The sequence below is a fragment of the Modestobacter marinus genome (assembly GCF_011758655.1).
Classification (GTDB): domain Bacteria; phylum Actinomycetota; class Actinomycetes; order Mycobacteriales; family Geodermatophilaceae; genus Modestobacter; species Modestobacter marinus.
In genome coordinates, this window is the sequence record NZ_JAAMPA010000001.1 from 3,043,112 (window position 1) to 3,064,059 (window position 20,948).

The following is a 20,948-nucleotide window of genomic DNA, read 5'->3' on the forward strand; positions in this document are numbered from 1 at the left end:
CGGCGGGGGCCGGAGTGTCGGCCCGGCGTCACCGGGTGGCTCTCCAGCCGCTTCTGTCCGTGTGGTACATCGTGTGCAACGGACCCGGGTGGGTCGGTGTTCCGAGGCGGGTCAACTCACAGGGAACGTCCAGCTGGGCGCGCTGCGAGCGGGACGACCACGCGGGGCCGACGGAGTGGTACCCGGCAGGGCCCGGGCTAGACGTCCAACTGCAAGGTCATCGGGCCCTCGTTCACCGAGGCGACCGCCATCCGCGCCCCGAACCGCCCGGTGGCGACCCGTGTGCCCCGCCGGCGGAGGTCGGCCACCACCTCCTCGACCAGCGGCTCGGCCAGCTCGCCGGGGGCGGCGTCCGCCCAGGACGGGCGGCGGCCCTTGCGGGTGTCGGCGTAGAGGGTGAACTGGCTGACCACCAGCACCGGGAGGCCGAGGTCGCCGACCGAGCGGGCGCCGTCATCGGTGGGGAACACCCGCAGCTCGTGCAGCTTCCGGGCCATCGCCCGCGCCCGGTCGGCGTCGTCGTCCCGGCCGACCCCCACCAGGGCGAGCAGCCCCGGCCCGATGGCCCCGACCACCTCGTCGTCCACCGTCACCGACGCCTGGCTCACCCGGGTCACCACCGCACGCACGGCATGATCCTGACCGGTGGCCCGGGCTGCCCGCCGCGCGGGCGGGCCGACGCCGGCCGGGGTGGTGTTCCACACTCTCCCGGGTCGGGGACGCCCGTGCGCCGTGCGAGGTGCGGCCCGACCAGCGACCATGACGACCCAGACGGCACACGTGTGCCGACCGACCGGAAGGACCTCCCGTGGCGGGTGGACTCGTAGCTCTCCTCGACGACGTGGCCGTGCTGGCACGCGCCGCCGCGGCCTCGATCGACGACATCGGGGCCGCGGCCGGGCGGGCGAGCATGAAGGCCGCCGGTGTCGTCGTCGACGACACCGCGGTGACGCCGCAGTACGTGCACGGGCTGAACGCCGAGCGCGAGCTGCCGATCATCCGGAAGATCGCGCTCGGGTCGCTGCGCAACAAGCTGCTGATCATCCTGCCCGCGGTGCTGCTGTTCAGCGAGTTCCTGCCGTTCCTCCTCACCCCGATCCTCATGGTCGGCGGCGCCTACCTCTGCTACGAGGGGGCGGAGAAGATCTGGCACCGGCTGCGGCCGCACGAGGAGACCCACGCCACGGTGGAGGACGCGCTGCCGGACGAGAAGACCATCGTGTCCGGGGCCGTGCGGACCGACTTCATCCTCTCGGCCGAGATCATGGTCATCTCGCTGAACGAGGTGGTCGACCAGGGCTTCTGGTCGCGCGCGGTCATCCTCGCCGTCGTCGCGCTGGGCATCACCGTGCTGGTCTACGGCGTCGTCGGCCTCATCGTGAAGATGGACGACGTCGGCCTGCACCTCTCCCAGCGCCCCAGCAAGGGCGTCGCCCGGTTCGGTCGCGGTCTGGTCAAGGGGATGCCGAAGCTGCTGAGCGCGCTCACCGTGGTCGGCACCGCCGCGATGCTGTGGGTCGGTGGGCACATCCTGCTGGTCGGCACCGACGAGCTGGGTCTGACGTTCCTCTACGACGTCGTGCACCACCTGGAGGAGGCGGCCGCGGAGGCGACCGGAGCCCTCGGGTCCGTCGTCGGCTGGCTGGTCAACACGCTCGGCAGTGCGGTCCTCGGGCTCGTGGTCGGTGCCGTCATCGTGGCCGTGCTGACCCTCACGCTGCACCGCCGCAAGCAGCCCGCGAGCGGCGCGCACTGAGGCGCCCGCCGGCGCGGGAGAGCCGCCGGCGTCCTGACGCCCGGCTCGATGACGGTCTCGTGACGATGCTCCCGGTGTCGAGGCGGTGCCCTTGACCCATGGGACGTCCTCCGAAGACTGGGGCGGGACGTCGATCACAGAGGAGGGCGACGACGTGGACGCCATCGGGGCGAGGAGGACGCACGGACGACGACGGGGAGGCCGGCTGGCGACGGTGGGCGCCGCTGCGGTGCTGCTCTGCTCGGGGCAGCTGCTCGGTGGCCACGCTGCGCAGGCGGCCGACTGCCCGGCCCCGATCCGCACCGTCCTGGACACCACGCCGGCAACGGCCGACCGCACCGTCGCGCTGACGTTCGACGACGGTCCGCTGCCGCAGAACACCCCCGACGTGCTGGACGTGTTGCGGTCCCACGGCGTCAACGCCACGTTCTTCGTCCGCGGGGACCAGGCGGCCGCCCACCCGGACCTGGTGCGCCGGATCGTCGCCGAGGGGCACGCCGTCGGGAACCACACCTGGTCGCACCCCGACCTGAGCCAGGTCGCCCCGGCGGCCCGGGTGGACCAGATCGAACGCGCCACGCAGACGATCGAACGCGCCACGCAGACGGTCGTGGACGCCACCGGCTCGCAGCCGTGCTTCTTCCGCGGGCCGTTCGGCATCCACCGCGACCCCGCGATCGCCGGGCTGGCGTGGGACCGGGGGATGACCGTCGTCGACTGGTCGCTGGACACCCGGGACTGGTCGAGCCCGCCGAACCCGAGCCCGGCGTTCCAGCAGGAGATCATCGACCGCGCCACGTCGCCCCGTACCGCGCACCCCATCGTGCTCATGCACGACGGTGGTGGGTACCGGCAGAACACCGTGGCCGCACTGGACGACGTCATCTCCTACTACGCCTCCCGCGGGTACACCTTCACCGACCCGCTGGGCCGCGCGTTCCCCGGGTCGCCGGGCCGGGGTGGCACCCACGTGGTGCAGCCGGGGGACACGCTGAGTGCGATCGCGTCGGGGTACAGCGCGACGTGGCGGGAGATCTACCAGGCCAACCGCGCGACCATCGGCCCGGACCCGAACGTGTTGCAGGTCGGCCAGCGGCTGACCATCCCCGGTGCCGGCTCCGGAGGCGGCGGCGCCTCGCCGCCGCCTGCCAGTGGGTCGACGACCCATGTGGTGCAGCCGGGGGACACGCTGAGTGCGATCGCGTCGGGGTACAGGGCGACGTGGCGGGAGATCTACCAGGCCAACCGCGCGACCATCGGCCCGGACCCGAACGTGTTGCAGGTCGGCCAGCGGCTGACCATCCCCGGGAGCTGAGCCGGGCCGGGGACGTGCCGGCGGCCGGTCGCCGCCGGACTGGTCGATCCGCGCGCGTCCCCGTGCGGGAGACTCCCCGGGTGCCAGGGCCCTGCGACGTCCCGAGCGAGCCCCGACCGACCGTGTCCGGCTCCGCCGTGCCCGGACCGGGCGGGGCCCGTCCCGACGGGGGAGCGGGCCGCGCCCGATGCTGAGTGCCGCCCAGGCGACCGGGAGCGGGGTCCCGGTCGCCGCCCTCGCGGCCGCCGGCGCGCTGGTGGTCGTGCAGCTGCTCGTGCCCCGGGTCCGACGGCGCGTGTCGCCCCGGTCGGCCGTGTTCCAGTCCCTCGCCGGCGGCCTGGCGATCGCCTACGTCTTCGCCCGCCTGCTGCCCGACCTGGCGCAGCCCGCCGCCGCGGCCTCCGCCGGCCCGGGGCAGGGGCTGCTCGGGCTGCTGGCCGAACGCCCGTTCCTCGTCGCGCTGGGCGGCCTGCTGCTGTACTACGCGGTGCTCGACGCGGCCCAGGACGCGGACCGCCGGGAGCAGCAGCGCGAGGGGAGCACGCCGACCCCGTGGCCGTTCTGGGCGAGCGGCGCGCTGTACCTGGTGTTCAACCTGTTCGTCGGGTACCTGCTCGTGCACCAGGTCCGCCCCGGTCCGACCGAGCTGGTCCTCTACACCATCGCGCTCTCCGCCCGGTACCTCGTCGGGGAGATCGCGCTGCGCGACCAGGACCCGCGCGCCTACGACCGGCTGGGGCGGTGGGTCCTGGCCGCGGCGGTCCTGGTCGGCTGGGGGCTCGGCATCGCGGTGGACCTGGGCGACGCGGCGGTGCGGGTCTTCTCCGCGCTGCTCGCCGGCTCGATCGTCCTCACCAGCCTCAAGCAGCAGCTGCCGGGGTCCGGGCAGGCGCACTTCCCCGTGCTCGCGGGCGCCTGCATCGCCTTCACGGCGTTGCTGCTCGCCCTCTGACCCGCCCGGGCCCGGTCAGGGCTGCGCGGAGGACTGCTCGGTCAGATCGGCACAGTCCCGGAGCGCGGAGCCGTCGAACTCGGGGACCGGCCGGGCCTGCGCCTCCGCCGCCGTCTCGGCCTCGCCGTTCTCCTCGATGTCCTCGATCAGCCACTCCATCTCGGCGATCTCCTTCTCCTGGGCCACGATGATGTCGACGGCCAGCTGGCACACGCGGACGTCGTCGATGTCGGCGCGCTCGGAGCGGGTGATGGCGAGCGAGTGGTGCGGGATCATCGCGCTCATCCAGTTGCGGTCGTCCACGGTGGCCTGGGTGCGGTCCAGGACGATGCCGCCGACCAGCAGCAGGAGGCTCGCCAGCACGATGGCGATGTTGCCCTTCAGGTCCTTGTACATGTTGAGCATCCAGGCCAGCATGACCAGCCCCATCGTGCCGCCCATGGTGAGCGCCATGAGCACCCGGCTCTCGCTGAACTGGACGTGGCTCCACTCCCACGTGGAGGCGAACATCGTCCAGTACATGACGACCATGGCCGTCAGGATCATGGCGGCGAAGCGCAGGTACATCTTCGTCTGGTGCGACATCCCGCCGCCGTTCTCCTCCGTGCCCTTCTCGGTGCCCTGGGCGTCCTTCTCCGTGGCCATGTCCGGGTCTCCGTCCTGTCGTCGTGGGGAGGCGCCGCGCACCGCCGGTGCCGGCGGCAGGCAGGCCTGAGGCGAGCCGGCCTCCCCGGCCGCATGCCCGTACGGTCGTACGGGCAAACGACGCGTCGGCGTGCCCCGTCGTGCCCGGACGCGCGGACGCCCCGGTCCGCACGAGGCGGGCCGGGGCGTCCGGGTGAGGGCCTTACCGCAGGTCGAAGCGGTCGAGCTCCATGACCTTGACCCAGGCGGTGACGAAGTCCCGCACGAACAGCTCCTGGGCGTCATCGGCCGCGTAGACCTCGACGATGCCGCGCAGGATCGAGTTCGAGTTGAACACCAGGTCGGCGGCGGTCGCCGTCCGCACGACGGTCCCGTCGGCGTCCAGGCCCTCGTAGACGCCCTCCGCGTCGGTGGAGGTCCGCCACGAGATGCCCAGGTCCAGCAGGTTGCGGAAGAAGTCCTGGGACAGCACGCCCGGCCGGTCGGTGAACACGCCGTGCGGCACGCCACCGGTGGTGGCGCCCAGCACGCGGAGCCCGGCGACCAGCACCGTCATCTCCTTGGGCGTGAGCTCCAGCATGTAGGCCCGGTCGACCAGCAGCGTCTCCGGGGCCAGCTTGCTGCCCGGCTCGATCCAGTTCCGGAAGCCGTCGGCCCGCGGCTCGAGCCAGCGGAAGCCCTCCACGTCGGTCTGCTCCTGCGAGGCGTCGGTGCGACCGGGGGAGAAGGGCACGGTCACCGTGACGCCGGCGTCGGCGGCGGCCTGCTCCACCGCCGCGGTGCCGCCGAGCACGATGAGGTCGGCGAGGGAGACCTGCTTGCCCGACTGTGCCTGGAACTCTCCCTGCACCCGATCGAGCACCGGCAGCACGTCCCGGACGCCCTCGTTGGCCGCCCAGCCGATCTGCGGCTCGAGCCGCAGCCGGCCGCCGTTGGCCCCACCGCGCTTGTCCGTGCCGCGGTAGGACGCGGCCGCGGACCAGGCCGTGTGCACCAGCTGCGCGACGGTGAGGCCGGAGGAGAGCAGCCGCTGCTTGAGGTCGGCGACCTCGGCCTCGCCCACGAGCTCGTGGTCGACGGCCGGGACCGGGTCCTGCCAGATGAGCACCTCGTCCGGCACGTCCGGGCCGAGGTAGCGGCTGCGCGGCCCCATGTCGCGGTGCAGCAGCTTGAACCAGGCGCGGGCGTAGGCGTCGGCGAAGTGGTCCGGGTCGTTGTAGAACCGCTCGGAGATCTCGCGGAACCCGGGGTCGGCCATCAGGGCCAGGTCGGTCGTGGCCATCATCGGCGCGTTCTTCTTGCCCTCGATGTGCGCGTCGGGGACGAGTTCCTGCGCCTCGGGGTTCTTCGGCCGCCACTGCTTGGCGCCGGCCGGGCTCTCGGTGAGCTCCCAGTCGTAGCTGAACAGCATCTGGAAGTAGGTGTTGTCCCACGTCGTCGGCGTCGGGGTCCAGGCGCCCTCGAGGCCGCTGGTGATGGTGTCGGCGCCCTTGCCGGTGCCGTGCTGGTTCCGCCATCCCAGGCCGTTGCCGTGCACCGGGCAGCCCTCGGGCTCCGGGCCGATCAGCTCCGGGTTGCCGGCGCCGTGGGTCTTGCCGAAGGTGTGGCCGCCGGCGATGAGGGCGACGGTCTCCTCGTCGTTCATCCCCATCCGGCTGAACGTCACGCGGATGTCGTGCGCGGACGCGAGCGGGTCGGGCTGGCCCTTCGGGCCCTCGGGGTTGACGTAGATCAGCCCCATGGTCACGTTGGCCAGGGCGCCCTCGGAGAGGTCGAGCGCGGCGTCGTCGGCGTACCGCTCGTCACCGAGCCAGGTGTCCTCCGGGCCCCAGAAGACCTCCTCGGGCTGCCAGACGTCCTCCCGGCCGAAACCGAACCCGAAGGTCTTCAGGCCCATGTCGTCGTGCGCGACGTTGCCGGCGAGGACGAGCAGGTCGGCCCAGGAGATCTTGCGGCCGTACTTCTGCTTGATCGGCATCAGCAGGCGGCGGGCCTTGTCCAGGTTGGCGTTGTCCGGCCAGCTGTTCAGCGGGGCGAAGCGCTGCTCGCCGCTGCCACCGCCGCCGCGGCCGTCAGCGCTGCGGTAGGTGCCGGCGGCGTGCCAGGACATCCGGATGAACAGCGGGCCGTAGTGGCCCCAGTCCGCGGGCCACCAGTCCTTCGAGGTGCGCATCAGCTCGGCCAGGTCGCGCTTGAGCGCGTCGACGTCGAGCGTGGCGAACGCGGCCTTGTAGTCGAAGTCCGCCCCGAGCGGGTCGGAGTCCCGCGAAGGCTTGTTCAGCACCGACAGGTCGACCTGGTTCGGCCACCAGTCCCGGTTGGTCCGCGGCCGCTGGTCGGTGTGCGCCGTCGGCGAGGGGATCGCCGGGTTCTCGCTCTCGCTGGTGCTCTCGGTGGAGATCTTGTCGGTCTCGTTCGTCATGGTCGACCTTCCTGGGAGGGGGGCGGGGCGGTGGGGAGGGTGTGTGGTGGGGCTGCCGCGCAGTCCGGGCAGCGGCCCCAGAAGACGACCTCGGCCTCGTCGACGGTGAAGCCGGCGTCCTCGGAGGGGGTCAGGCAGGGGGCCGCGCCGACGGCGCAGTCGACGTCGACGATCACGCCGCAGTCCCGGCAGACCAGGTGGTGGTGGTTGTCGCCGATGCGCGCCTCGTAGCGGGCGACCGAGCCCTGTGGCTGGATCCGCCGGATGAGACCCGAGTCGGTCAGCACCCGCAGGACGTCGTAGACCGCCTGGTGGGACACGGCGTCCAGGCGCGTGCGTGCGGCGTCGATGAGGGTGTCGGTGTCCTGGTGCGGGTGGGCGTGCACGGCGTCCAGCACCGCCAGCCGCGGGCGGGTGACCCGCAGGCCGGCGGCGCGCAGGTCTCGCGCGAGCGAGGCGGCGTCGGGCATGCGGTGATCCTGGCGCGCTCTCTTGAGTGAGTCAAGAAACGCCGCGCCGGGTGATGGGCGCTGGGTCGACCTGGGTCGACGGGGCAGTCGGGTTGCCGGCGACCGTGCTCAGGAACCCCCCGGGGCGGCCGCCCGGGCAGCGATGCCGTCCAGCACCCGGTGCAGTCCCCAGAGGTACTGCTCGGTGGAGACGTAGCCGGCCATCGTGGGTGCTGCTGCGGCGGTGAGCGGGAAGGTGTCGTCCGGCGTCCGGGCGAAGCGCTCACGCCGTTCGGCCGTCCGCGCGTCCTCGGTCGGCAGGGGGCCGGGCCGGTGCTGATCAGCGACCTCCAGGGCGATCGAGCCGAAGATGTAGACGATCAGGAGGTACGAGGCGCGTGCGGCCTCGTCCGGGTCCAGGCCCGCGCCGGCGAGCAGGCGGAGGAGGTGCTCGTTGAGGGACAGCGCATGGGGGCCGTCCATCGGCCCGCCGATCATCAGCCCGACCGCGGCCGGGTGCTCCGACAGGCGGTTCCGCAGCTCCACGGCGACGGCCTCGACCCGGTCTTCCCAGGGCCTCGCGCCATCGGTGAACATGCCGTGGTCGACCTGGCCGAGCAGGCGTTCGACCAGGGCCCGCACGATCGCCGCCTTGTCCGGGAAGTACGTGTAGACGGCGTTGGGTGCCACTCCCACGCGGGCCGCGACGGCCCGGATCGACATCGCCTCCACGCCACCCCCGTCCAGCAGGGACAGTGCGGCATCGACGATCTCGTCCTCGGTCAGTGCGCGGCGTCGCCCTCGTCGCTTCCCCTCGGAGGCAACCGACACGGGCACTCCTCCCTCTTGACTGATTGCTGTACACCGTACAACATCTGTACGGCGTACAGAAACGGAGCGGAGGTGGTCGGTCATGACGGACCCCACGTCGCACCGGCAGCGACGGTCCACCGGGGCGGTGCTGGTCACGGCCCCGGAACTCTCGGCAGCCGGGCGGTGGGGGCGATGACCTCCCGCTCCCCGGTGCGCGCCTGGGCGTGGTGGACCCTGGGCTTCCTGGCCTTCCCGCCCGCCGGTCTGATCGGGCGCGCACTCGCCGGCCCGGTCGACGACCCCGGCGCGGCGCTCCTCGGTGGCGCCGTCACCGGGCTGGTCATCGGTGTGGGGCAGGTGATCGCCGGCCGCGGCCGTTTGCCGGCGCTCCGGTGGCCCGTCACGACGGCGATCGGCACCGGCTGCGGCCTGCTGCTCGGTGCCGTCGTCGTCGGTTACGGCACCACCCTGGCCGATCTCGCGGTGATGGGCGCCCTCACCGGCGCGGTCCTCGGCCCCGCGCAGGCGCTGACCCTGCCGCGCACCGTGCCGCACCGCTGGGCCTGGGCGGTGACGGTGCCGCCGCTGTGGGCACTCGGGTGGACCGTCACCACGCTCGCCGGCGTGGACGTCGACGCCGCGTACACCGTCTTCGGCGCGACCGGTGCGCTCGCGTTCTCGGCCCTTTCCGGGCTGCTGTTCCTGCGCCTCACCGGACGGACGTCCGCCGTCGGCGCGTCGGCGGTCTCCCGCCGAGGGGCACGGCGATGACCCGAGCCCAGCACGTCGTCTCCGGCGCCGGCGCGGCGGTCAGGGTGGGGACGGCTGCAGCCGCAGGCAGATGAGCACCACGTCGTCGAGCAGCCGATGACCGGCGGTCATCTCCTGCATCACGGTGTCGCGCCAGGCCTGGGGGTCGTCGCCGTCCAGCCGGGACGTGACCGACAGCAGCCGCTCGAGACCGGCGTCGAGGTCCTCGTCGCGCCGCTCGAGCAGTCCGTCCGAGTACCAGACCAGCATGGAGCCGGCCGGGATGTCGACGCTCGCCTCGGGGCGCGGCCGGGACTCGGTGGCGACCGGGCGGGACCGGCCGCCGGCGAGGTAGTCGGCGTGGTGACCGGTGACCAGCAGCGGCGGCGGGTGCCCGGCGCAGGCGTAGCACAGCCGGCCGGTGGCCGGGTCGAACTCCCCGTAGCCGATGGTGGCCATCGCCGCGCCGGGGATGTCCAGGGACGCCCGGTCGAGCGCCTCGAGCACCGCGGCCGGTCCCTCGTCCAGCTCGAAGGCCAGGACACGGAGCGCGGTGTGCAGCCGGCCCATCGCGGCGGCGGCCCGCAGGTCGTGGCCGACGACGTCCCCGACGGCGAAGCCGACCCGCTCGCCCCGCAGGGGGAAGGCGTCGTACCAGTCACCGCCGATGTCGTGGTCCTCGTCGGCCGGCCGGTAGCACCCGGAGAACCGGGCTCCGGGGAGGTCGTCGGGCACGACCGGCAGGAAGGCCTGCTGCAACTGGTGGGCCGCGTCCCGCTCGTCCTCGTACAGCCGGGCCCGGTACAGCGCGGAGGCCATGAGCTCGGCGAGTGTGCGGGCCACTGCGGTCATGTCCTCGTCGACCGGCTGGGCGTCGGCGAAGCGGAACTCCAGTGCACCGAAGGTCTGACCGGCGGTGCGGGCCGGCACCGCCAGGGCGCTGGGTGACCAGGCGTGGACGGGGGCATGGCGCCGGGCCGCGCCGGCCAGGGCCGACGGGTCGTCGATCGGCATGTCGTACACCTGCCCGGACGTCGCCCGGACCCGCAGCCGCGCGCCGTCCTGCGTGAGCACCCCGACGGCGCCCGACTCGGCGAGCAGGCAGATCCCCGAACGGGCCAGCACCTCGGCGATGGCGTCGCTGGTCGGGGCGGTCGCCAGCCCGGCGGTCACGTCCTGCAGTGCCTCCACCCGGCGCCGCGCCTCGGTCTCCCGCAGGGAGACCGAGCGGGCCCGTTCCCGCTCGGTGATCTCCACGGCCAGCAGCCAGGCGGTGAGCACGGCCACGGCGAGGAACAGCTGCAGGACGGCGGCCTCCAACCGGGGCGTGTCGGCGAGCGGGGCCCACGGACCGCGCCCGGCAACGGTCAGCACGTTGGCGACGACCGCGACGACCACCCCTGCCTCGGTGACGACGGCGACGCCGTACCGGACGGCGAGCCAGACCAGCAAGGGCAGCGTCAGGTAGGCCGTCGCGATGCCGACCGGCCAGAAGGCGGTGGCCGTCACCCCGGCGGTCAGCAGCAGGAGCGCTGCCCGCCCGGCGGGGCCAGGCGCGCCGGGCCGACCCCGATCGAGCCGCCAGGTCAGCACGGCGCCGCCCACGGTCAGCACACCGAGCCCGTCCCCCGCCCAGAACGGGAGGAGGACGTCCGACACGGCGGGGCCCTGTGCGAGCCGGATGGTCAGCGACCCGATCGTGGCACCCACCAGTGGTCCGGCCACCACGCCGCAGAGCAGGAAGGCGCCGAGATCCCGGCGGCGGCTCAGGTCGGGGTGCGGGGCGAACCGGCGCAGCAGGCCGGCTCCCACGAGCGGCTCGGCTGTGTTGGCCAGGGCGAACCCCCACGCCGCCACGGGACCGATGCCCTGGCTCCGGTCGATGACCACCTCCACGAGCGCCGCCGTGGCCAGCACCCACGGCCATCGCCGCGGTTCGCTGAGGACCAGCGCGGCGAAGGTGACCCCGGCCGGCAGGAACAGCACCGGTCCCGGCGCAGGCGACGCGAAGAGCGCGAAGGAGACGAGCGACCCGGCGGCGTAGCCGGCCGCGACGGCCAGGACCAGCCGCCAGGGCACCGGCAGGCGTCTCATCGGGGCCTCCGCCATGACGAGGACCCCGCCTGATCAACGGGACCCCTCCGCACGACCCTGTCAGATCCCGCCCGGATGGCACAGGGCCGGACGTCCGTCGATCGCGGCAGCGAGCCCCAGGAGGCGCAGGCTCGCCGCTGGGGATCACGGACTCGACCTGGTCCGGACTCCTGGAGACGCCGTTCGCCTCGTGCCGTGTCCGGCATGACCGGTCACGGCTCGTGGGCGCGCTGCGGTCGGGCGGGCCCGGAGGCAGCTGCCGCATCCGTCGTCGACGTGGACCCGCAGCGGCGTCGGCGCCCCCTTGCGGGGGGCGCCGACGCCCCGGCCGGTCCCTGGTCGCATCGGCCGGCCGGGGCGTCGCCTACGGCCGCGCGGCGCGGGAGCGGAGCAGCGCGGCCGACACCACGCCGAGGAGGAGGCCGAACACCAGGTGACCGACCAGGCTCTGCAGCGTCATGTCGTCGATCGTGAACAGCGGCATGCCCAGCCGGGCGGGCATCAGCACGAGGGGGCCGATGACCCAGAGCACGGCGCCGTAGCCGACGCCCAGCAGCGTGCCGGGGAGCAGCCCTCGCACCACGTGCCCCAGGGCAACGGCCAGAACCGCGCCGAAGAAGGCCGAGATCAGCAGGTGCACCACCCAGCCCACGGTCGTCGAGCTGCTCTCCACCAGCTGGGCGACCATCGGGATCATGCCCCAGGCCTGCATCATGAGACCGAACACGACCCCGCCGACCAGCCCGCCGGTCACCCCGACGGCAGCCCGGCGGACGAGCACCTGACCGGTCCACGCCGGGGTCGCTGCCACTCCCGTTCCGCTCGTCATCGTCGGCCTCCTTCCGTCGCGGGCCCCTGCGGCCCGCTCCTCCCTCCGGGACGGTAGGGAGCCGGGGGGTTGCCTTCTGTGTCCCAGGACACACAGCGGGGTGCTCTCTCCTGCCAGAGTGGGTGGTGCAGGGGGTCGAGGACGTCGGCCGGACGTCCGTCGAGCTCGCCCGGCCCGCGGAGGGAGCGCCATGACCGCAGGAGCGGCGGACCGGGCCCGGGTGCCGTCGGCTCCGGTGTTCTGCCTCTCCGAGACCGAGGTCCTGCGGGACCTGTCCGAGCAGGAGATGGCAGACCTGGCCGCCGCTGCACCCATGCGCACCGTGCCCGCCGGGACCCTGCTGTGGTCGCCGCACGAGTCGCAGCCGGTGCTCTTCATCGTCAAGGCGGGGAGCGTGTGCATCTACCGGCTGTCGCGGGAGGGGCGCCGGCTGACCCTCGCCGTCCTCGGACAGGGCGCGCTGTTCGGGGAGATGGAGCTCGTGGGCCAGCGCATGGGTGACGGGTTCGCCGAAGCGCTGGAGCCGAGCGTGCTGTGCCTGATGAGCGAGCACGACGTGCGCTCGTTGCTGCTGGCCGACGGGCGCATCGCCGGGCGCGTCATCTGCGGTCTCGGTCGGCGGCTGGCCGAGGTCGAGCAGCGACTGGCCGATGCCGTGCTCAAGCCGGTGCCGCAGCGGATCGCGGCCGTCCTGTGCCACCTCGTCGAGTCCGCCCCGGAGACCGGCCTGCTGTCGAGCCGCGGTGCGGAGATCCGGCTGACCCACGAGCAGCTCGCCGACCTCGTCGGCACGACCCGGGTCACGACCACGAAGCTGCTGGGCGATCTCCGGGACGCCGGTGTGGTGCGGCTGCGCCGTGGCGCGGTGGTCGTCCTCGACCGCCACCGGTTGCGGATGGCTGCCGACCAGGGCGGATGGTGAGGCGGGAGCCGGTCCTGCATCGGGAGCGAGGGGGCATGCTCGTGCCGTGGACGTCGACGTGGCGGTGGAGGCGCTGATCCCGTACCCGCGGGAGGTGGTGGCGTCCTACGCCGGTGGTCCGGGGAACGCGCCGCAGTGGTACGCCGACATCGTGTCGGTGCACTGGCAGACCCCGCCTCCGGTCGCCGTGGGTTCCCGCATGGAGTTCGAGGCGCGCTTCCTCGGGCGGCGCCGGTGATGGCGAGGGCGATGAAGGGCGCGATGACCAAGGACCTGGCTCGGCTCACCGAGCAGCTCCGGGCGCGCTGAGCCACGGGGCGGCCTGCAGCCGAGCGACGTCCACCGCCGCCGCGGGGACCTGCTGCCACAGGTCCCGCCCGACGGTGGGGACGGCGACCCACTCGCGGGACACCCGGCGAGGCACCTCCGGGTCGGAGGGCGATCGCGCCCGGCTCGTGCTGCGGCACGATGTCCCGTGTGCCGACCCTCCGCATCGCCCAGGACGACGCTGCCGACGAGCTGCTCAGCCGCGATCCGCTCGCCCTGCTGATCGGCATGCTGCTGGACCAGCAGTTCCCGATGGAGCGCGCCTTCGCCGGGCCACGGCTGCTGGCCGACCGGCTGGGCGTGGAGACGCTGTCGGCGGTGCAGCTGGCCGAGTGCGACCCCGAGGTGCTGCAGCGGCACTTCGCCGGCCCGCCGGCGGTGCACCGCTACCCCGGGTCGATGGCCGGCCGCACCCAGGAGCTCGCCCGCGCGCTGGTCGAGCGCTACGACGGCCGGGCCGACGCCGTCTGGGCCGACGTCCCCGACGGCGCCACCCTGCTCCGCCGGCTCCGGGAGCTGCCCGGGTTCGGCGCCCAGAAGGCGGCGATCTTCCTGGCCCTGCTCGGCAAGCAGTGCGGCGTGACCCCGCCCGGCTGGCGCGAGGCGGCCGGCGACTACGGCCAGGAGGGGTCCCGCCGGTCGGTCGCCGACATCACCGACCCGGCGTCCCTGGCCGAGGTGCGCAGCACCAAGCAGGCCGCCAAGCAGGCCGCCAAGGAGGCCCGCGCCGCGCGGGCCGGCACCGACTGACGCACCGCAGGAAAGCCCGCCGGATCGCTGCATCGCGCACGATCGAGTGGCACCATGGAGGCCAGGAGCCGGGGGCTCCGGGGGCCGGTCGCAAGACCCAGCAGCGCGCGATCCAGCCGACCACCGCCGCCCTTCCCCCGGCCGGTCCAGGGAAGGGCGTCCGTGGCCTCCAGCCAGTCCAGCAGCCGCACCGAGCCGGTCCTCATCACCGAGGCCGAGCCCAGCCAGGTCGACCAGCACGCCGCACGCAAGAAGCGCTACGCGATCACCATGGCGATCCGTGGTGTCAGCCTCGTCCTGGCCGCGATGACCTACACCTACTCCATCTGGTTGATGGCGGTCTTCGCCGTCCTCGGCACCGTGCTCCCGTGGGTCGCCGTCGTCATGGCCAACGACCGGCCGCCGCGGAAGAAGATCGACATGAACCGGTACCGCCCGCCGGCACCGGACCGGATCCTGGAGTCCGGCAGCAGCAAGGCCCGCGTCATCGACATGTGAGTCAGCGGGCGCCGGGCCGTCCCACCACGGTGGCGGCCCGCGCCAGGCCGGACTCCAGGGCGATCCCCGGGTCGGGGTGTCCGTCCGCCGCCGTCCAGGCCGCCAGCACCCCCGCGGTGAAGGCGTCGCCCGCGCCGGTGGTGTCCACCACCGTGGCCGGGTGCGCCGGCCGGTGCACCAGGAGGTCCCCGGCGGCCCACAGCGCGCCGTCGGCGCCGAGACTGACCACGGCGACCGGGTACCGGGCGGCCAGCTCCCGCGCGGCTGCCTCGACGTCGGTGCACCCGGTGAGCAGGCGGGCCTCGTCGGCGTTCGGCAGCAGCAGCGTCGACGCCGCGGTGTCGGCTGACCACCGGTCGACCCCGTGGGCGGCCAGCGGGCCGGTCGAGGCCGGGTCGACCGAGACGGTGCAGCCGGCCCGGTGTGCCGCCGCCAGGGCGGCCAGCCCGGCGGCGCGCGAGCCGGGGTCCAGCAGCGTGTAGCCGGACAGGTGGAGGTGCCCGCCGGCCGGCGGCGCCGGTACGTCGGCGGGCCGCAGCGCCAGGTTGGCGCCGCGGTCGGCCAGCATGCTGCGCTCCCCGCCGGGCTCGACCAGGCTGACGATCGTCCCGGTCGGCGCCGTGTCCACCGTGCGCAGCGCCAGGGTCACGCCCGCGGCCGCCAGCTCCCGGCGCAGCGCCTCACCGGCGACGTCCGCGCCCACGCAGCCGACGAGCTGGACCGGGGTCCCCAGCGCCGCCAGGTGCGCGGCCACGTTGGCCCCGGCGCCACCGCCCCGGGTGGTGATCGACGCCGGCCGGTCCGACCCCGGTGCCGGCGCACCCGCCAGCAGGACGACGACGTCGGTGCAGGCGTCGCCGACGACCACGACCCGGGGCGCCGGCACGGCCGCGCTCAGCAGGGGAGCGCGGCGAGCTCGGCCGCGATCCGCCCGGCCAGCTCGGCGTTGCGCAGCACCAGCCGCACGTTGACCGCGAGGGTCGCGCCGCCGCTGGCCTCGTGCAGGTGCCCGAGGACGAACGGGGTGACGTCCTTGCCGCGTGCCCCGGCGGCGTCGGCCGCGGCGAGGGCGTCGGCGATGACCCGGTCGTGCAGCCCGGGGTCCAGCTGCTGGTCCGCCGGGAGCGGGTTGGCCACGACGACCGCCCCGGGCGCGAGCTCGCGCCGCGCGGCGAACACCCGGGCCGCCTCGGCCGCGGACGCCACCGACCAGTCGACGGGGGAGCCCGAGTCGGCGACGTAGAAGCCGGGGAACCGGTGCGTGCGGTAGCCGACGACGGTGACCGACAGGGACTCCAGCCGTTCCAGGGTCGCCGGGACGTCGAGGATCGACTTCACGCCGGCGCAGACCACGACCAGCGAGGTGCGCGACAGCGCGGTCAGGTCGGCGGACTCGTCGAAGGTGTCGCCGGCGTGCCGGTGCACCCCGCCCAGGCCGCCGGTGGCGAAGACGCCGATCCCGGCCCGGGCGGCGAGCAGGGCCGTGCTGGAGACCGTGGTGGCCCCGCTGCGCCCCAGCGCCGCGGCGATCGGCAGGTCGCGGACCCCGAGCTTGGCGAGGTCCGGGTCGGCGCACACCCGGTCGACCTCCGCCGCGGTCAGGCCCACGTGCGGCACGCCGTCCAGCACGGCGACGGTGGCCGGCACCGCGCCCCCGGCGCGGACGGCGTCCTCGACCTGGTCGGCTGCGGTGCGGTTCTCCGGCCGCGGGAGGCCGTGCGCCAGCAAGGTGCTCTCCAGTGCGACCACCGGCCGCCCCCCGGCGAGCGCGTCGGCGACCTCGGGGGAGAGGACGGCCGTGGACGGGCTGGGGGAGTGGGGGCTCGGCGTCACCCTGCCATCATGGGGGCACCCCGTACGGACCGATCCCGGCCCGAACCCCTGATCGAGGGAGCAGACCGTGAGCAGCAGCGACATCCTCGAGCGTCCGGACGTCCGCGAGTCCGACACCGGCAACGCCAACGAGGTCTTCCACTACGTCAAGAAGAACAAGATCGCCGAGAGCGCGGTCATGGGGACGATGGTCGAGGCGCTGTGCGGCGAGGTGTTCCCGGTGACCAAGTCGCCCAAGCCCGGCAGCCCGGTGTGCCCGGCCTGCAAGGAGGTCTACAACCAGCTCAAGAAGTGAAGGACCCCGTCCTCTTGCCTCGCGAGCTCGGCACGAGCCTCTGGACGGGGCCGACGGCCGACGACCTCAACGCAGGCCCAGCTTCTGGGCCTCGAGCTCGATCTTCGCCGCCCGCCGGCGCTGCCGGCGCTCGTCGTGCCGGCGGCGCGGGGCCGGCCACCGCGCCTCGATGGTGGCGTTGAGCTCCGCGCCCAGCAGCAGCGACATCCCGAGCAGGAAGCAGAACAGCAGCGCGGCGATCGGCGCGGCCAGCGCACCGTAGGGCAGCGCCACGGTGAGGATGTCGGCCACGTAGCTGCGCAGCACCACCGCGGCGCCGATGAAGAAGACGACGGCGAACAGCCCGCCGAGCAGGTGCCGGTGCCACGGGAGCCGTCGCGGCAGGATGACGTGGTAGAAGCTCGTCAGCCCCAGGACCAGGGCGATGACCACCAGCGGCCAGTAGACGGCGTTGACCAGCAGTGACGCGGTGCCCTGCCAGTCGGTGGGCAGCAGCGAGACCAGCGTCCCGCGCCCCAGCACCAGCAGCGGCAACGTCAGCACGGCCAGCACCAGCCCGACGATGAACAGCCACAGCGCCATGAGCCGGGTCCTGATCGGGCCCCGCACGTCCCGCTGGTCGTAGGCGATGACGACGGTGTTGAGGAACGTCGCCGTGGCCGAGGACCCGGCCCACAGCGAGATCACGAAACCGATGCTCACGATCTCCAGCCGGCCGGAACCGAGGATGTCGTTCAGCGTCGGTTCGACCAGCTGCTCGACGACCCGGGGGGTCAGCGCCTCGTTGGAGGCGGCGAGCAGCTCGGCCTCGATCTGGGCCACCGAGCCCTGGCCGATCCACGAGCTGAGGTAGCCCAGGGAGCCCAGCAGCCCGATGAGCAGCGGGGGCACGGAGAGGATCTGCCAGAAGGCCGCCTCCGCCGACAACCCCAGGATGCGGTCGTTCCAGGCCTTGGCCAACGTGCGGCCGAGCACCTGCGGCGGCACCCGCACGGCCGTCGGCAGCCGGGCGACCAGCCCCCGCCGGGGTGGCTCCTCGGCCCGCCCGGAGCCCTGTCGCGTGGGCTGGTCGGTCGGCGGTGCGGTCTCGGCGGTGTCGCCGCCCAGGTCACCGGCGTGCGCCGCTGAGCTGCGGGGGACGACGGAGGCCACGGGTCCAGTGTGCACGGCCCGGGTGCCCGGAGTGCCCCGGTGCCCGTTTCGGCGCCCGCTCCCGGTGTCAGCCGGCCGGGGCGGGCGTCGGGGTGGCCGGCGGGGTGGCCGGCGGGCTGGTCGGCGTCGTCCCGCCGGTCGCCGGGTCGACGGCAGCCGGGTCGGCGGGCGGCTCGGGCGGCGCCACGCACTGGATGATCGCCTCGGCCGCGTAGCGGGTGTCGAAGTCCTCGCGCCGCAGCTCGGCGTCGGTCTCGAGGTCCCGGAACACCCGGGTCACGGTGATGTCGAAGCCGCGCGCCCCCGACTGGGGCGTGCAGTTCCCCTCGTCCACCTTCTCCTGGACGGCGGGCTCCCGGATGTTGCGGCGCTCGCTGCTGATCGACTCGATGTCGTAGTACTTCGTGCCCCAGAAGGTGACCGTGAGGGAGCTGGGGGTCCACTCGGTCTGCACGTAGATCCCGGTGTCGGTGTCGTTGCGCCACTCGAGGTCGATCTGACCCTCGTAGACCGTGGCCTCGCGTCCCGCCGGATAGCGGCTGATGTAGAAGCTGTGCGGCTTGTGGTAGACGTCCTCCAGCCCTGCGAAGAACACCGCGTTGAACATGGTGGTCGCGAACTGGCTGATCCCGCCGCCCACGGCCTGCGACAGCTCACCGCCGCTGATCACCGCCGCCGGGACGTAGCCCTGCGCCGTGCCGCGTGGCCCGGTGTACCCGTTGAGGCTGAAGGTCTCGCCCGGCCGGACGAGGGCCCCGTCGACCTCCTCCGCCACCACGCGGATGTTCGTGCCACTGGCCTGGTTGGTGAACTGGGTGGTGAAGGAGCTGACCTTCTCGGTGATCCCCAGCGCCTGCGCCTGCTCGGTCGTGAGGGACGCCGGCACCGGGCCGAGGACGCCGGTGACCGTGCGCGGCGCCGGTTCCGTGAGCACCGGGAGCAGCTGGTCGGCGAGCTGGGTCGGGTTGATGCCCTGGCCGTCCACCGACGGGACGACGGCGATCGTGTCGCCGGAGACCTCGAACCGGGCGTCCTGGGCGGGGGAGCCGAAGACCCCGAAGGCCTCGTCCATCTGGGTCTGCAGTGCCGCCGGGTCGACGGCGACGGCGAGGGTGCCGTCGTCCTGGGGGGTGAACGTCAGGGACGCGGCGATCGCGGTGACCGGGATCTCCACGGACTCCGCACCGTCGGGGCCGACCACGGTGACCGGGGCCGAGAGGGCCGGGGTCACCGTCTCCTCCAGCACCCGCGCGGCCTCCTCGGCCTCCACCTGCACCTCGGTCACGTCGACCGGGAGCTCGATGGGCTGGTCGACCGCGCCGCCGGCGGCCAGCGTCGCGGTGATCGCCTCGGCCGCGCCCTCCCGGTCCAGGGACCGGCCGTCGACCGGCTCCACGAGCGACGGTTCGGTGCCGTCGAGGGTGATCGTCGCGTCGACGGGCGCACGGTCCACGGTGGCGGCGAGCTGGTCCAGCTGCGCGCCGAGCGCCGTCTCGTCGGCGGTCAGCACGGCGTCGACGTCCCGGTCGCTGAACAGCGTGGTGAGCCGGGTCCACGGGTTGAGGGGCTGGTCGTCGACAGCGTCGACGGTGGCCGGCACGTCGAGGGTGATCCCGGCGCTCGCCGGGTGCAGCACGCCCGTCACGTCGTCGGCCACCACGGGGTGGTCGGCGGCGACCTTCGGGGCCAGGTCGCCCTCCAGCCGCTGGGCGGCGGCGGCGGTGGAGAGGCCGCCCACGTCGACGCCGCCGACGACGGTCCCGCGGGGGACGTCACCGCCGGCGAGGGCCAGGTCGGCGCCGTAGAGGACGCCGAGGGCGAGCAGGACCGCCGCAGGCACCAGCACGCTGCGTCGGCGCCACAGGGGCCCGCTGTCGCCCTCGCCGCCGCTGCCCGTGCCGCCGTCGGCCGGGTCCACCGGCGGCGGACCGCCCGGGCCGCTCGGGCCGGTGGGGGAGGAGACGCCGTCGGTGGAGCTCGGGTGGGCCCCGCCGCCGGGTGCGCGGTCGGGTGCCGGGCCCGGGGTGTCGACGCGGGTCACCACGGCGGTGTCCTCGGCGGTGGTCTCCACGGGAGACCCGATCACCTGGGTGCTCGACGCCGTCGGGGAGTCGGCCGAGACCGTCTCGGCGACGGGGGCGGGTGCTCCGGTGGCCGGCGACTGCTCGGGTGCGGGCGACCGGTCTCCCTCGACCGGAGGGCCGATCACCTGGGTGTCCCCGGCCTGCGGGGTGTCCACCGGCTGTCCGCCGTCGGCCGGTCGCTGGACGTCCCCGGTCTGCTGGGTCTCCTGGGCGTCACCGGTCGGCGGGGTGTCCGTGGGCTGGTCGACGCTCGCGGCCTGCTCGGGGTCGGCGCCGTCCGTGGTGGCGGTGGGGGCCGGTGGCTCGGCTGCGGCCGACGGGTCGGCCTGGGCGGGCCCCGCCGTGGGCGGGGCCGGCGGTGCGGGCGGCGCCGGGCGGCTGCTGCCGACGGTGCCGTCGGGTTGCAGGCGCACGGTGTCGGAGACCCCGCGGGTTTCCTGCGGCATCGGTCGAACTCCGGATCGAGGGGGACCGGTGGCCGGTCCCGGCGACGACGAAGCCGCCGACCCCCCGGTCCCGCGGTGCGGGTCCGGGCTGTCGGCGGCTTCGTCGGGTGAGGGCTTCATCGCTGGCGCGACGATAGTTGCCCCACTCAGTGGGAGAGGCGCGCCTCGCCGTCGGTCTCGATGATGTCCGCCGCGATGTCGCGCAGCTTGTCCTCGTACTCACGTGCGTGGTGTCCGCAGAAGGCGAGGTCGCTCCCGTTCGGGAGGACCACGCGCACCTTGGCCAGAGCACCGCAACGGTCGCAGTGGAAGGGAACGACGAGGTCTTCGGTGGGCGGGGTCGTCGTCAGCGTCTGGGTCATCTGGCTCATCACTCGCTCTCTACCGCACGGACCCGCGACTGCGGATCGGCCTCCTGCACAGCGCCAGGATGGCCCCTCGTGTTCCCGATCCTGCGCCCGTCGTGCACGAACTCGCCGAATGAGATGCGGTCGTGACACTCGAGGTGCGGTGGAACGGGTCAGCAGGGGACGTCACTGGTTCGGAACTGGGTCCGGGTGGTGCACGTGCTGGGTGGTGCTGTCACCGGCTGGCGGTGTGTGGGTCCGCTGCTGTT

21 protein-coding genes are annotated in these 20,948 nt (G+C 74.0%); 9 read left to right on the forward strand and 12 right to left on the reverse strand.

Going from position 1 to position 20,948, the window contains the following annotated elements; translation table 11 throughout:
- Positions 1 to 197: 197 nt before the first annotated feature.
- Positions 198 to 629, reverse strand: a complete 432-nt coding sequence (gene dtd, locus FB380_RS14305; RefSeq protein ID WP_166755617.1) for a D-aminoacyl-tRNA deacylase — start codon at positions 627 to 629, stop codon at positions 198 to 200.
- Between the two features lie 179 nt (positions 630 to 808).
- Here dtd and FB380_RS14310 point away from each other — a divergent pair, with 179 nt between their 5' ends.
- The 3 genes from FB380_RS14310 (at position 809) to FB380_RS14320 (ending at position 4,023) form a co-directional block, all read left to right on the forward strand.
- A complete protein-coding gene (locus tag FB380_RS14310) occupies positions 809 to 1,756 on the forward strand; it encodes a DUF808 domain-containing protein (RefSeq protein WP_166755618.1) in 948 nt (315 codons plus the stop codon).
- A gap of 154 nt (positions 1,757 to 1,910) precedes the next feature.
- Entirely contained in the window at positions 1,911 to 3,071 is a 1,161-nt protein-coding gene (locus FB380_RS14315; protein WP_166755619.1) for a polysaccharide deacetylase family protein, read from the forward strand.
- Positions 3,072 to 3,258: 187 nt separating this feature from the next.
- Complete coding sequence (locus tag FB380_RS14320) at positions 3,259 to 4,023, forward strand: hypothetical protein (RefSeq protein WP_166755620.1); 765 nt, start codon at positions 3,259 to 3,261, stop codon at positions 4,021 to 4,023.
- Positions 4,024 to 4,038: 15 nt separating this feature from the next.
- Here the strand turns inward: FB380_RS14320 and FB380_RS14325 are convergent, their stop codons facing one another.
- The 4 genes from FB380_RS14325 to FB380_RS14340 all read right to left on the reverse strand — a co-directional run bounded on the left by FB380_RS14325 (position 4,039) and on the right by FB380_RS14340 (position 8,370).
- Entirely contained in the window at positions 4,039 to 4,668 is a 630-nt protein-coding gene (locus tag FB380_RS14325) for a DUF305 domain-containing protein (RefSeq protein WP_166755621.1), read from the reverse strand.
- A gap of 202 nt (positions 4,669 to 4,870) precedes the next feature.
- Positions 4,871 to 7,090, reverse strand: coding sequence for a catalase/peroxidase HPI (katG, locus tag FB380_RS14330; RefSeq protein WP_166755622.1), 2,220 nt, complete (start codon positions 7,088 to 7,090; stop codon positions 4,871 to 4,873).
- A complete protein-coding gene (locus tag FB380_RS14335) occupies positions 7,087 to 7,560 on the reverse strand; it encodes a Fur family transcriptional regulator (RefSeq protein WP_166755623.1) in 474 nt (157 codons plus the stop codon). The genes katG and FB380_RS14335 overlap by 4 nt, the downstream gene beginning before the upstream one ends.
- 108 nt (positions 7,561 to 7,668) lie before the next feature.
- Complete coding sequence (locus FB380_RS14340; RefSeq protein WP_229681884.1) at positions 7,669 to 8,370, reverse strand: TetR/AcrR family transcriptional regulator; 702 nt, start codon at positions 8,368 to 8,370, stop codon at positions 7,669 to 7,671.
- 174 nt (positions 8,371 to 8,544) lie between these two features.
- Between FB380_RS14340 and FB380_RS14345 the strand changes: the two genes are divergently transcribed.
- A complete protein-coding gene (locus tag FB380_RS14345) occupies positions 8,545 to 9,123 on the forward strand; it encodes a hypothetical protein (RefSeq protein WP_166755625.1) in 579 nt (192 codons plus the stop codon).
- Positions 9,124 to 9,162: 39 nt separating this feature from the next.
- Here the strand turns inward: FB380_RS14345 and FB380_RS14350 are convergent, their stop codons facing one another.
- A complete protein-coding gene (locus tag FB380_RS14350) occupies positions 9,163 to 11,196 on the reverse strand; it encodes a SpoIIE family protein phosphatase (RefSeq protein WP_166755626.1) in 2,034 nt (677 codons plus the stop codon).
- A 364-nt stretch (positions 11,197 to 11,560) separates the two neighbouring features.
- Positions 11,561 to 12,025 carry a hypothetical protein gene (locus FB380_RS14355; RefSeq protein WP_229681885.1) on the reverse strand — a complete coding sequence of 155 codons (465 nt, stop codon included), beginning with the start codon at positions 12,023 to 12,025 and terminating at the stop codon, positions 11,561 to 11,563.
- A 190-nt stretch (positions 12,026 to 12,215) separates the two neighbouring features.
- On the opposite strand from FB380_RS14355, the gene FB380_RS14360 reads away from it, so the two are divergent.
- From FB380_RS14360 to FB380_RS14375, 4 genes are all read left to right on the forward strand, one after another.
- Entirely contained in the window at positions 12,216 to 12,947 is a 732-nt protein-coding gene (locus FB380_RS14360; RefSeq protein WP_166755627.1) for a Crp/Fnr family transcriptional regulator, read from the forward strand.
- A 46-nt stretch (positions 12,948 to 12,993) separates the two neighbouring features.
- Positions 12,994 to 13,185, forward strand: coding sequence for an SRPBCC family protein (locus tag FB380_RS14365; RefSeq protein WP_188959521.1), 192 nt, complete (start codon positions 12,994 to 12,996; stop codon positions 13,183 to 13,185).
- 230 nt (positions 13,186 to 13,415) lie between these two features.
- Positions 13,416 to 14,024, forward strand: coding sequence for an HhH-GPD-type base excision DNA repair protein (locus FB380_RS14370; protein WP_166755628.1), 609 nt, complete (start codon positions 13,416 to 13,418; stop codon positions 14,022 to 14,024).
- Positions 14,025 to 14,186: 162 nt separating this feature from the next.
- Positions 14,187 to 14,522, forward strand: a complete 336-nt coding sequence (locus FB380_RS14375; RefSeq protein WP_166755629.1) for a DUF3099 domain-containing protein — start codon at positions 14,187 to 14,189, stop codon at positions 14,520 to 14,522.
- A 1-nt stretch (position 14,523) separates the two neighbouring features.
- Here FB380_RS14375 and FB380_RS14380 read toward each other — a convergent pair whose 3' ends face one another.
- Positions 14,524 to 15,408 (reverse strand): carbohydrate kinase family protein, encoded by an 885-nt coding sequence (locus FB380_RS14380; protein ID WP_166755630.1) that lies wholly within the window; start codon positions 15,406 to 15,408, stop codon positions 14,524 to 14,526.
- Positions 15,409 to 15,416: 8 nt separating this feature from the next.
- Positions 15,417 to 16,355: a pseudouridine-5'-phosphate glycosidase gene (locus FB380_RS14385; protein ID WP_166755631.1), complete on the reverse strand. Its 939-nt coding sequence runs from the start codon at positions 16,353 to 16,355 to the stop codon at positions 15,417 to 15,419.
- A gap of 67 nt (positions 16,356 to 16,422) precedes the next feature.
- Here FB380_RS14385 and FB380_RS14390 point away from each other — a divergent pair, with 67 nt between their 5' ends.
- A complete protein-coding gene (locus FB380_RS14390; protein ID WP_166755632.1) occupies positions 16,423 to 16,650 on the forward strand; it encodes a DUF3039 domain-containing protein in 228 nt (75 codons plus the stop codon).
- Positions 16,651 to 16,716: 66 nt separating this feature from the next.
- On the opposite strand, the gene FB380_RS14395 is transcribed toward FB380_RS14390, so the two are convergent.
- From FB380_RS14395 to FB380_RS14405, 3 genes are all read right to left on the reverse strand, one after another.
- Positions 16,717 to 17,802: a YihY/virulence factor BrkB family protein gene (locus FB380_RS14395; protein WP_166755633.1), complete on the reverse strand. Its 1,086-nt coding sequence runs from the start codon at positions 17,800 to 17,802 to the stop codon at positions 16,717 to 16,719.
- A gap of 67 nt (positions 17,803 to 17,869) precedes the next feature.
- Positions 17,870 to 20,332 carry a VanW family protein gene (locus tag FB380_RS14400; RefSeq protein WP_208382861.1) on the reverse strand — a complete coding sequence of 821 codons (2,463 nt, stop codon included), beginning with the start codon at positions 20,330 to 20,332 and terminating at the stop codon, positions 17,870 to 17,872.
- A 146-nt stretch (positions 20,333 to 20,478) separates the two neighbouring features.
- Complete coding sequence (locus tag FB380_RS14405) at positions 20,479 to 20,703, reverse strand: DUF7455 domain-containing protein (protein WP_208382862.1); 225 nt, start codon at positions 20,701 to 20,703, stop codon at positions 20,479 to 20,481.
- Between the last annotated feature and the right edge of the window lie 245 nt (positions 20,704 to 20,948).